The following is a 12,426-nucleotide window of genomic DNA, read 5'->3' as shown; positions in this document are numbered from 1 at the left end:
CAAATTTTTATAATAATATTAGTAGTGTTTACAATGGTCTCTTGTAAACAATCAGAAGAAGTAAACGAAGAAAAAAAAGTAACAATTGTTCCAAAAAAGGGAGAGTTCGGTTTTGTATACGCTGATTTTAATGTGGTACACGACACGATTCAAAAAGGAGATACTTTTGGTACTTTGTTAGAATCTCAAAATATTGGAGACCGTCAAGTATATGATATCATAGCTAAAGTAAAAGATAGTTTTGATGTGCGGTCCATTCGTATTAACAAGCCGTTTACTTTGCTACGTTCTAAAAACAAAAAAAACGACCTTCAGGTTTTTATCTACCAACCAGATAATTTGAGTTACTACGTTGTTGATTTTAGAGATACAGCCATTGCTGTTTATAAAAAAGTAAAACCGGTTACTATTAAACGCCGCACCATTGGTGGTGTTTTAAAAGAATCGTTATCGGAAACCTTGGGTAACGAAAAAATTGAAGGCGCGTTGGCTAGTAAAATCGCAAAAATTTACGCCTATTCTATTGATTTTATGAAATTAAAAAAAGGCGATCGTTTTGCGTTGACGTTTACTGAACGGTATATCAATGATTCCATTTATGACGGCGTCGAAGAGTTAGAAGCTTCTTTCTTTGAATACCGAGGCAAAATAATTTACGCATTCGCATTTGAACCCAATTCCAATAGTGATAAAGTAGAGTATTACGATGAACAGGGCAAAACACTCAAGAATTTCTTTTTAAAGTCGCCTATCAAATTCAGTCGTATTTCCTCTCGATTTTCATCCAGCAGATTTCATCCGGTACAACATCGTTGGAAAGCACACAAAGGAACTGATTATGCAGCACCCCGTGGCACACCTATAACTACTACCGCTGGAGGTGTGGTGGAACAAAGCGGTTACACAGCAGGTAACGGTAATTTTGTTAAGGTAAAACACAATGGTACCTATTCTACACAGTATTTGCACATGTCTAAAATTTTGGTTCGCCGAGGGCAACGTGTTACTCAAGGTCAAGTAATTGGCTTGGTTGGCAGTACAGGTTTAGCTACCGGACCGCATGTTTGTTATCGTTTCTGGAAAAATGGTGTGCAAGTCGATGCGCTTCGATTAAAATTACCTTCGGGCGAACCGATGTCAGGTGCAAATAAAGATCGTTTTATGAAGCAAATCACACCACTTAAATTCGAATTGGATAGCATTGCAAATTTATAATTTGCGGTTTTCTGAGGAGCTGATTTTAACTAGTGTTTGATTTTTTATAAAATACAGTTTTTCGCCTCATATTGTTATATCCTGATGGCGGTAGAAACGTTTCCAACATTTTTAAGTATTTTTGCAACACTTTTAATTTTACTACAAATACCAATTCAATGGCCTTACATACAATAAATCCAACGGCTACTGCTGCTTGGAAACAGTTAGAAATGCACTTTCAAACCATGAAAGAGGCAAAAATGCAAGATTTATTTCAGCAAGATGCAACCAGAACAACTCAGTTTAACTTGCAATGGAATGATTTCTTGGTAGACTTTTCTAAAAATATCATTACTAACGAAACACTTTCGTTATTGCTTGAATTAGCCAATCAAGTTGGTTTAAAAGAAGCTATCGCGGAATATTTTGGAGGTGCGATTATCAATCAAACCGAAAATAGAGCCGTACTGCATACTGCTTTGCGTGCTCCTGCGGATGCTACTGTTATGGTTGATGGTATAAATGTAATGCCAGAGGTAAATGAGGTTAAAGCCAAAATTGAATCGTTCACCAATGAAGTTACTTCTGGAGCACGAAAAGGATATACGGGTAAACCATTTACTGATGTTGTAAATATAGGAATTGGTGGATCTGATTTAGGGCCAGCGATGGTAGTAGAGGCGCTTGCGTATTACAAAAATCATTTGAATGTGCATTTTGTTTCTAATGTAGATGGTGATCATGTTCAAGAAGTAATTAAAAAACTAAATCCCGAAACAACACTTTTTGTAATTGTCTCAAAAACTTTTACCACACAAGAAACTTTAACGAATTCAGAAACTATTAAAAAGTGGTTTTTATCCGAAGAGTTTGGGACAAGTCAGGCTGATATTGCCAAACATTTTGTGGCAGTTTCAACCAATATCGAAAAAGTTACAGCTTTTGGTATTGATCCCGATGCAGTGTTCCCAATGTGGGATTGGGTTGGTGGTCGTTTTTCATTATGGAGTGCGGTAGGACTTTCTATCAGTCTATCTGTTGGATATGCTAATTTTGAGCAATTGCTTTCAGGTGCAAATGCTATGGATGAGCATTTTAAAACTACCGAGTTTGATACTAATATTCCTGTAGTTTTAGCTTTGCTAAGTGTTTGGTACAATAATTTTTTTGGTGCCGAGAGTGAAGCGCTTATTCCGTACACGCAATATTTGCAAAAATTAGCACCTTACTTACAACAAGGCACCATGGAAAGTAATGGTAAAAGTGTGGGTCGCGATGGTCAAAAAGTAAATTATCAAACCGGAACCATTATTTGGGGTGAGCCGGGCACGAATTCGCAACACGCCTTTTTTCAATTAATCCATCAAGGTACCAAATTGATTCCAGCAGATTTTATTGGATACGTTTCTTCTCTACATGGCGATGAAAATCATCATGATAAGCTAATGTCTAACTTCTTTGCACAAACAGAAGCATTGTTACACGGAAAAACGGCTGAGCAAGTGCAGGCTGAATTCGATAAACAAGGATTAAGCGAAGCCAAAGCAAATGAGTTGCGAGCTTTTAAAGTTTTTGAAGGTAATAAACCGACCAATACAATCTTAATTCAAAAATTAACTCCTGCGTCTCTTGGTTCATTGATTGCGATGTACGAGCATAAAATTTTCGTTCAAGGCGTAATTTGGAATATTTTTAGCTTTGATCAATGGGGGGTAGAATTAGGGAAACAGTTAGCAAATTCTATATTAAATGAAATAGAGAGTAAGTCTGTTAACACACATGATAGTTCTACAACGTTTTTGCTTGAATATTTTTTAAAAAACAAATAAATCAAAATTTGATTCATCAATTTGCTTGAAAACATTCTTGTTTTGAACCATTTACAAATAACAAAAGCCTCGATAAAATACATATTGAGGCTTTTTTATGGTTAATAGCCTCTTTTTAAATGATTTTAACTGAAGAACTGCATTTTTTTTCTATTATTTTTAACTCTTAATATTTGCATATAATTTATCATTTTGTCTTTTTTGTTGAGAATATTTTTAAAATATTGATCATTATGCATTAAAATCAGTAATTACTTCAATTTTTAATTCTTCCAAATTAGCTTTCTTAACGTTGTGTTAACTTAATAAACTAAAAATGTTATAATTTTGCCAAATATTAATAAACTAATCAATATGAAAAAATTATTAAAGTTGTTTTTAGTGCTGGCGGTACTTTTTTGTGCTACTCCTAGCATTTATGCACAAGGAAACACTAATTCTTCTATTAGTGGTAGTGTTTATGATAAGGATAAGCAATCCTTGCCAGGCGCTTCTATTTTAGCGGTACACACTCCTTCAGGTACACGTTACTCTGCTTCTACTGACGGAACAGGTAATTTTAGTATCTCAAACATGAGAGTTGGTGGGCCATACACAATTACGGTAACCTTTGTTGGTTTCTCTGATTTTGTAAACAGCGATGTGTTTTTGCAATTAGGTGAAAACAAAGCTTTAAGAGTGGTTTTGGCGGAAGAGTCTAACGAGTTGAAAGAAGTAGTTGTAAAAGCAACAAGAGATAATACTTTTAACACGCAAAGAACTGGTGCTCAAACAGTAATCAACTCTGACAAAATTAAATCATTACCATCATTATCACGTAACATTGCTGATTTTGCTAGGTTGACACCTCAAGCACAATTAAGAGGAGATGATGTTTTGTCAATTGGTGGTCAAAACAACAGATTTAATGCCATTTATATTGATGGTGCGGTAAGTAATGACGTTTTTGGTTTAGCTGCAAATGGAACTAACGGAGGTCAAACAGGAGTAAGTCCTATCTCTGTTGATGCAATTGAGCAATTTCAAGTAAGTGTTGCGCCTTATGACGTTAAACTTTCTGGTTTTGCTGGTGGTGCAATTAGTGCAATTACTCGTTCAGGAACAAATAATTTTGAAGGATCGGCTTATTTCTTGAATAGAGATCAAAATCTAGCAGGAAAAACTCCGCCTTCTTTGGCAGGTACAAATGGAAGACAAAAGTTAGCTGATTTCTCAGCACAAACTTATGGTGTACGCGCTGGTGGAGCAATCGTTAAAGATAAAGTTTTCTTTTTCTTGAATTACGAAAGACAAGATAATGAAACTCCTCAGCCGTTCGATTTGTCAACTTACACAGGTTTATCAAGAAATAGATTAGATGAGTTACGTACAAAGCTTGCTACTTATGGTTATGATCCAGGGACTTTTGATAATAATGTACGTACATTGAAGAGTGATAAGTTGATTGGTAAGTTTGACTGGAATATAAATGATAACCATAAATTGTCTTTAAAACACAGTTATGTAAAGGCTGATCAGTTTTCTCCAAGCCGTTCATCAGCTACTGCAATTAGTTTTCAAAACGGTAGTCAATTGTTTAATTCTGTAACGAATTCAACATCGTTAGAGTTGAACTCTAGATTTGGAAATAAATTTTCAAATAATTTAGTTGTAGCTTATACAAACGTTGCTGACGATAGAGATGCGTCAGGAGATCCTTTTCCAACTGTTCAAATTTTTGACGGTGCAAATCAAAGTATCTTTTTTGGTGCTGAAGGTTTCTCAACAGCAAACTTGCTAGACCAAAAAGTATTGACTATTACGGATAACTTCGAAATTAATACTGGTAGAAATAAAATTACAATTGGAACTCACAATGAGTTTTCTCAATCTAAAAACGTTTTCTTCGGAAATAACTTTGGTTCTTACCGTTACTCAAATCTTGATGATTTCTTGTTAGATAGAAAACCAAACAGATATATCTTGAACTACTCTTTAATAGGAGGAAGTGGTGATGACTCACAAGGTGCTGCTGAGTTTGGTACTAAACAATTTGGTTTCTACGTTCAGAATGACATGAGAGTAACAGATAACTTTAAACTTTCATACGGAGTTAGAGTTGATGTTCCAGTTTGGGAAGACGGATTAGGAAATGCTGATTTCAACAATAGAACCGTAGGTTTGTTAGAAGCAGCAGGTAAAAATTTACAAGGTGCTAGAGTTGGAGAAGCAATCAACACCACTGCGCATTTTGCACCACGTTTAGGATTTAATTACGATGTAAACGGTAAGAAATCTACTCAGATTAGAGGTGGTGTGGGTGTATTCACATCTAGATTACCATTAGTTTGGCCAGGTGGTACATACAATAATAATGGTGTAACTCAAGGAGCAATTCAAATTACATCTGCTTCTCAAATGCCGGTATTTGACCCAAATCCTAGCGTTGATAGTCAAATTATGAATGGAACTACTGCTCTTGGTCCATTGCCAGGTTCAGGTGGAAGAGGTGGTAACATCGATTTGTTTGCTAAAGATTTCAAATTGCCTCAAGTTTTCAAAGCTAGTTTCGCTGTAGACCAAAAGTTACCTTTAGGTTTTGTGTTTACATCTGAGGTTACTTATAATGATAACATGAGCGCTGTAACTTATGAAAACTTAAATATCAGACCTGCTTCAAGTTTCTTAACAGGAGCAGATAACAGACCACGTTACAATGGTAACAACAGAGTTGATAATACATACTTAGGTGTTTATTTAGGTTCAAACACTAGCGAAGGTAAAGCTTACAACGTAGCTTTTACATTAGCTAAAAACTTTAGATCTGATTTCATTGATGCAAACATTTCAGGAACTCTATCTTATGGAGAATCTACAGTCTTGTTAGATGCAACTTCTTCTCAAAACAGTTCACAATGGAACAATACAGAAACTGTTAACGGAGCAAATGCTCTTCGTTTGTCAAGATCTGATTTTGATCCAGGAAGAAGAGTAGTTTCTAACGGTAATGCTACATTAAAATGGAGTGACTTTACTAAAACTAGAATTGGTTTCTTCTACGAAGGTGCTCAAGGTACTCCAATTAGTTATGTATACAATGATGCAGGACGTTTATTACAAGATACTTTCTCAAACTCTGCTTTGATTTATGTACCGGCTGCACAAAGTGAAATTAGATTGGTTTCTACTTCTTCTAATACTTTAACTCCGCAACAACAATGGGAAGCTTTAAGCGCTTTCATTGAAGGAAATGAGTACTTAAGAACTAGAAAAGGTACTTACGCAGAACGTAACGGTGATCGTTTGAAAACTACTCACGTAGTTGATTTAAAATTTGCTCAAGAATTTACTTTTACTATCGGTAAAAAGAAACATACATTTGAACTTACTGCTGATGTATTTAACTTTACTAATTTGTTGAATAAAAACTGGGGTAAAAGATATTTTACAAACAATGACCAAGTACAATTGTTAACTCAAGTTGGTTTTGTAACAGGAACAAATACTCCTACATTCAGTTACAACCCGACTGTTGGAAATAACATTAACCAAGTTGATGATGTTGGTTTAAACTCATCAAGATGGCAAATGCAAACTGGTGTTCGTTACACGTTCAACTAGTTTGATATTAAATAAAAAAAACCCTCATTTCATTAGGAATGAGGGTTTTTTTATGCCTTTTTTTATTATATTTGTTTTAAACAAAATCAATATTTATGTATCAATTCATTCAAAAATTTCATTCTGGTTGGGCTTATTTAGCACTTTTAATTTTAGTAGTGGCAGTGGTAAATGCTTTAATCGGTAAATTTTCAGGTAAAGAGTTCACGTCTAAAGATAGAAAAATTGCTTTATTTGCTTTAATTGCTATCCATATTCAACTTTTAGTAGGACTCGTTCTGTATTTTGTTTCACCTCTAGGTTTAGATTCTTTAGGGCAAATGTCAGATAAAGCATTACGCCTAACATCATTGGAGCATCCATTAATCAACATTATCGCAATCGCTCTTATTACAGTTGGTTGGTCTAAACATAAAAATTTGGCATCATCTGAAAGTAAATTCAAAACATTTTCAATATTTTACGGTATTGGTTTACTTCTTATTTTAAGCAGAATTCCTTGGAATTTATGGTTGTAATTAACCTATAGAAAGCTCTAGAAATAGAGCTTTTTTTTTCTAGGTACGGTTTTTGTAAAATAGAGTTGAACTAATAAAATACATATGAAAATAGCATTTACTTTATTATTTAGTATCGCAGTTTTGTTTCAGGTAAGTGGTCAAACTAACACCGCAGATAGACAGAGTAAAATAAGTCCGAAGACTAATTTAGAAAAGAATGTTACTTCAAAATTGGTTGCAGAAAAAGACACAATCAAAAAAAACAAAGTAGGCACAGTAATATCAGATAAAAGTGCTGATAGCACTCTTGTATACACGGGTGTTTTTAAACCATACAAAAAGCAAGTGCACGCTTCCTACTATGCCGACAAATTCAATGGCAGACGAACCACTAGCGGTAAAAAATTTGATAATAATAAGTACACGGCTGCGCACAAAAAACTTCCTTTTGGTACCAAAGTGCGTATTACTAATGAAAAAAACGGAAAGTCGGTAGTTGTTGAAATATTAGATCGTGGTCCATTTGTGCGTTCAAGAGAAATTGATCTTACCAAAAGAGCTTTTATGGAAATTGCTTCTAACAAAGCAAGTGGCGGTATGTTAGTGACCATTGAGGTGCTCAATGATTAATTACCAAGTACTAAAAGGTAGCTGACTCAAATAGGAATTGTAGTAGCGCTTATCTCCCGTAACTTCAATACCTAACCAATCTGGTATTTCAAATGTTTCGGTCTCTGTTTTTAGCTCGATTTCGGCAATAATCAATCCGTCGTTTAGGCCATGAAAAACATCTACTTCAAACGTATGTTTTTCTAAATAGATTTCATAGCGTGTTTTTTCTATAATTCCACTTTCGCAAAGTGACAGTAAGGCTTTAGCCTCATCAACTGCTATTTCTTTTTCCCATTCAAAACGCGACATTCCGCTAGCGCTACTTTGTCCCTTTATGGTCAAAAAAGCTTGATCGCCTTTGGTTCGCACACGCACAGTTCGCAGCGGATCTGAGTTCAAATATCCTTGTGCTATGTATTTTTTGGTAGTTGCTTGGTCAATAAAAGTATCGTTCTTCACCAAAAATTTTCTTTCAATTTCAATCATTTTTTTAGGAGCTTTTTCCAGCTATTCGTTTCAATTTACGACCGCTCAAATTCTTTTTCTATTACAAAAAAGGAGCTTCTTGCGTCGCTCTTTTTTGCTAGAAAAATGCAATTTGCGCCTTCGTAAATTTTCACTGCTATCTGGGCTAGGTTGAACTGCAAATATAGGAGTTTTGTTTTTGCAGTTGCAATCTTCATTTCCTGTCATTTACAAAGATGTTGTAATAAACATTGAAATAGTTGCTTTCAATAATCGAATAATAGTACCTTAAATTGGCCTTCGATTTGTATTTTTACAGAAACTGATTTGCACCATGAAATTATTTTCCAAAACAAATGCGCATCCAACCGTAGCAGGTATTTTGACCGAGTTCTTTGGTGTTGCACAATCATGGCGGGAAACAAATGATCCCTTACAACCTTTAGTAGAGCTCATAGGTTTAATTAGACCAAAATCCACCAAGAATATTCAAACGGTAGATATCACAGACGTCATTGTTTTTTTGCAAAACAATTTTGCTTGTCGGAAGCAGTTTTCCATCTATTTAGCCGAAATATTTGCAAATAAAAAATTCAATAAAATTTTAGCTGATGCTGCAATTTTGCAAGATGCCGATTTCTTTTTTGAAGTTAAAAAACGCATTTTTGCTAAGTTTTTGCCTTATCAACCTCAAAAGGATACACTTGAATATATTTTTAATCAAGTTTTTTATCTCGCTAACGATGGAATTTGGATTTCAAAAATCCCGATGCAACAATTGCAAGAATTGAGTGATTTGCTTAAATTTAAATCTATCTATGACGATGTTGAGTCCAATTCAGTTTTAAGTGAATTGCTAGTAGCCATGCATTTGCTGACCCAACGTATCAGTGGGCGAGCAATGGAAACCGATGTGATTAAAATGGTACCTGAATTCGAAAATTTAGAGAGTCCTTTTTCTGCTTTCGAAAAGGAGTTGTTCCTTATTGAAGATCGGATTAAAGAGTCGAAAAATCATTACATAACTACTGACGATTTATCATACGCGCAATTACTTGTTTTGTATAAGCAGTGCGAAGACTTTGTAGAAACCGCTTTTAACAATAGTTCCAAATATGGAATTTCGCTTCGTGTCAATCAAAATTTATTAAAAATCAGACAACAATTAGTTCGACTTAAATTTTTGATTTCCCTTTTGGTAGTTGACGATGAGAAACACAAAAAAGCCAACGGAATTAGTCTCGTACTTCAACTCATAAAGTACAATTGTTATAAAAACAACGTTCGAAAATTTATTGCCGAAAGTACGCAACTACTGTCCTATGAAATAACGCAGCATACTGCTAAAACAGGAGAACATTACATTACCGAAAGCCGAAAAGAATACTACAAAATGTTCCGAACTGCTGTTGGTGGTGGCTTTATTGTTGGTATATTATGTATTATAAAAGTGTTGTTGTCAAAAGTAGAAACTAGTTATTTTGGTCATGCGTTTTTATATAGCATGAACTATGCTTTTGGTTTTGTCACTATTTATTTATTAGGTTTTACCTTGGCCACGAAACAGCCCGCCATGACAGCGGCGGCACTTATCAAAGCGCTCGAAGACGGAGCCCTTAAAAAAGGTAAGGATACTGAAAAATACAAAGCGTTTGCGATATTGTTTGCTCGAGTATTTCGTTCCCAATTTATTGCCTTTGTTGGCAACGTGATTATGGCTTTTCCGGTTTCACTTTTAGGGATTTGGCTTATTGATTATTATTTAGATTACAATATTGCAGCAACTAAATGGAAAACTTTGGTTATCGATTTGAGTCCGATACATTCATTAGCAATTGTTCATGCTGCAATTGCAGGTGTGTTTCTGTTTTTATCAGGTATTATTTCAGGGAGTGTTGCCAATAGAGACAAACACAATCAAGTGTATTTTAGAATAAGTGAGCATCCCGTTTTAAAAAGGTATTTCGGGAAGAATAAAACCACTCGATTCGCGCACTTGTATGAAAAAAAATGGGCAGGAATTATATCTAATTTTTGGTTTGGCGTATTCATGGGTAGTACGGCCTCGATTGGTTTATTTTTGGGGCTTAATCTCGATATTAGACACATTACTTTTGGTAGCGGTAATTTGGCGCTAGCCATGTATGGAGCGAATTATAAAGTCCCAACCGATATGTTAATTTGGGGGATTTTTGGTATCGGTATTATTGGTTTGGTTAATTTTTTGGTTAGTTTTAGTTTGTCCCTCGGACTAGCATTTCGATCAAGAGCAATTTCAGTATTCGAATTGCGTTTTGTAACCATTTCCATTTGGAGACATTTTAAATCCAGTCCCTTTAGTTTTTTCTTTCCTACCGAAATTAAAGCTAAATCTGCCGTAATTGAAAATTACTTGGACACTGATGAATCTAAAAAACACTAATCTTTTCCTAGAACGCTAACGGGCAACACGTCAACAAATAGCCACTATGAGTGAAATTGTTTCATACCGAAAAATTATACATGTAGATATGGATGCTTTTTATGCCTCTGTAGAGCAAATGGATAATCCGGAGTTACAAGGAAAGCCTATTGCTGTTGGTGGTTCAGAAAATCGTGGAGTGGTTGCAGCTGCAAGTTATGAAGCAAGAAAGTTTGGTGTTCGAAGTGCTATTAGTGGCGTTTTGGCCAAAAAAAAGTGTCCTGATTTAGTGTTTGTACGCCCGCGATTTGATCGTTATCGAGAGATTTCGGGTAAGATTCAGAAAATATTTTATGAGTATACAGATTTGGTAGAGCCCTTGTCATTAGACGAAGCTTATCTTGATGTGACTCATAATAAAAAAGGCAATCCTAGTGCTAGTTTGCTAGCGCAGGAAATTCGAGAGCGAATTTTTAAAGAAGTTGGTCTTACAGCATCTGCGGGTATATCAATTAATAAATTTGTTGCGAAAATTGCCAGTGATTACAATAAGCCAAACGGCCAAAAAACGGTTAATCCTGACGAAGTAATTTTGTTTCTAGAAGAGCTTCCTATTCGTAAATTTTATGGGGTGGGCAAGGTAACCACTGAAAAGATGTATCAATTAGGGATCTTTACAGGACGGGAATTAAAAAGTAAATCATTAGAATTTTTAGAAAAACATTTCGGTAAAGCCGGTCACTTTTATTATGACGTAGTACGTGGTATTCACAATAGTGAGGTAAAATCACATCGCATTACAAAATCGGTTGCTGCAGAGCATACTTTCGATGTCAATCTTTCCTCGGAGGTTTTTATGATGGAGCAATTGGAAATCATCGCAAACTCTTTAGAAAAGAGACTCAGAAAACACAGTTTAGCAGGTAAAACAATTACTTTGAAAATAAAATACAGTGATTTTACACAGCAAACTCGCAGTAAAACTTTGCCTTACTTTATAGCAGACAAAGCATTGTTAATTGAAAATGTAAAAGAACTGCTGTATCAGGAACGACTCAAAGATTCGGTACGCTTGTTAGGTATTTCGTTGAGTAATTTAAATAACGAAGAGAAAAAATTTGTTGTAGTGCAATTAAAATTCAATTTTTGAGTGCCACATTGATCGTTCAACAATGGTTAAAGTTGAATTAATCCTATTGTATGTTTTTAAATAAATATACATTTGATCTTTCTAATGAAAATGATCATGAGCACTTTACATCAGTACGATTCAGCTATTGCCAACTATTACAATGCAATGCGCGTTAAAACGCTACCACTTTATTCCTTTGATTTTCACCATGAATACCGCAAAGATTTGCAAAATATCTTTGTGGATAGTGTAAAGTTGAGGGCCATTGCTCAAGATAATAAGTGGGTTTCAAATGAATGGGATTTACAAGAAAAGTTACAAGAAGAGGTTGTTATTGTTACTGATGCGCAGTTAAGAATCGTTTTTGCTTCGCAGAATATGGTTAAAATGAATGGCTATGAAGTGAGTGAAGTGCTAGGAAAAAGCCCTAAAATATTTCAAGGAGAGGCTACCAACCATATTATCTCAAAAGAAATTCGTTTGGCTATTCAATCCCAACAATCATTCGAAAAAGTAGTTATGAATTATAAAAAGGACGGCAGTATTTACGCTTGTACAATCAAAGGTTTTCCAGTTTTTAATATCAAAGGAGAATTGAGTCACTACATTGCATTTGAAAAAGCGGCATAAAAAAACCTCTCTAGGTAGAAAGGTTTAAATAAAATCCATCTTTAGGTTTAAAGATGGATT

Annotated in this window: 9 protein-coding genes; 8 read left to right on the top strand and 1 reads right to left on the bottom strand. The window is 34.9% G+C overall.

Annotated elements, in window-relative coordinates:
* The first annotated feature begins 33 nt into the window (after nucleotides 1-33).
* From KBJ98_RS02645 to KBJ98_RS02625, 5 genes are all read left to right on the top strand, one after another.
* A complete protein-coding gene (locus KBJ98_RS02645; RefSeq protein WP_370637573.1) occupies nucleotides 34-1,215 on the top strand; it encodes a M23 family metallopeptidase in 1,182 nt (393 codons plus the stop codon).
* A 158-nt stretch (nucleotides 1,216-1,373) separates the two neighbouring features.
* On the top strand, nucleotides 1,374-3,026 hold the full coding sequence (gene pgi, locus KBJ98_RS02640; protein ID WP_210788129.1) for a glucose-6-phosphate isomerase: 1,653 nt from the start codon (nucleotides 1,374-1,376) through the stop codon (nucleotides 3,024-3,026).
* A gap of 354 nt (nucleotides 3,027-3,380) precedes the next feature.
* Nucleotides 3,381-6,626: a TonB-dependent receptor gene (locus tag KBJ98_RS02635; RefSeq protein ID WP_210788128.1), complete on the top strand. Its 3,246-nt coding sequence runs from the start codon at nucleotides 3,381-3,383 to the stop codon at nucleotides 6,624-6,626.
* Between the two features lie 95 nt (nucleotides 6,627-6,721).
* Nucleotides 6,722-7,144, top strand: a complete 423-nt coding sequence (locus KBJ98_RS02630; protein WP_210788127.1) for a hypothetical protein — start codon at nucleotides 6,722-6,724, stop codon at nucleotides 7,142-7,144.
* A gap of 84 nt (nucleotides 7,145-7,228) precedes the next feature.
* Complete coding sequence (locus KBJ98_RS02625) at nucleotides 7,229-7,756, top strand: septal ring lytic transglycosylase RlpA family protein (protein ID WP_210788126.1); 528 nt, start codon at nucleotides 7,229-7,231, stop codon at nucleotides 7,754-7,756.
* Here KBJ98_RS02625 and KBJ98_RS02620 read toward each other — a convergent pair whose 3' ends face one another.
* Nucleotides 7,757-8,224, bottom strand: coding sequence for a CYTH domain-containing protein (locus KBJ98_RS02620; protein WP_210788125.1), 468 nt, complete (start codon nucleotides 8,222-8,224; stop codon nucleotides 7,757-7,759).
* A 313-nt stretch (nucleotides 8,225-8,537) separates the two neighbouring features.
* On the opposite strand from KBJ98_RS02620, the gene KBJ98_RS02615 reads away from it, so the two are divergent.
* The 3 genes from KBJ98_RS02615 to KBJ98_RS02605 all read left to right on the top strand — a co-directional run bounded on the left by KBJ98_RS02615 (nucleotide 8,538) and on the right by KBJ98_RS02605 (nucleotide 12,366).
* Entirely contained in the window at nucleotides 8,538-10,625 is a 2,088-nt protein-coding gene (locus KBJ98_RS02615) for a recombinase (protein WP_210788124.1), read from the top strand.
* A gap of 46 nt (nucleotides 10,626-10,671) precedes the next feature.
* Nucleotides 10,672-11,754, top strand: a complete 1,083-nt coding sequence (gene dinB / locus KBJ98_RS02610) for a DNA polymerase IV (protein WP_210788123.1) — start codon at nucleotides 10,672-10,674, stop codon at nucleotides 11,752-11,754.
* Nucleotides 11,755-11,850: 96 nt separating this feature from the next.
* On the top strand, nucleotides 11,851-12,366 hold the full coding sequence (locus tag KBJ98_RS02605) for a PAS domain-containing protein (RefSeq protein WP_210788122.1): 516 nt from the start codon (nucleotides 11,851-11,853) through the stop codon (nucleotides 12,364-12,366).
* The last annotated feature ends 60 nt before the right edge of the window (nucleotides 12,367-12,426 follow it).

This window comes from Flavobacterium erciyesense, from assembly GCF_018069925.1.
Classification (GTDB): domain Bacteria; phylum Bacteroidota; class Bacteroidia; order Flavobacteriales; family Flavobacteriaceae; genus Flavobacterium; species Flavobacterium erciyesense.
This window is presented reverse-complemented; position numbering and strand designations above follow the sequence as displayed.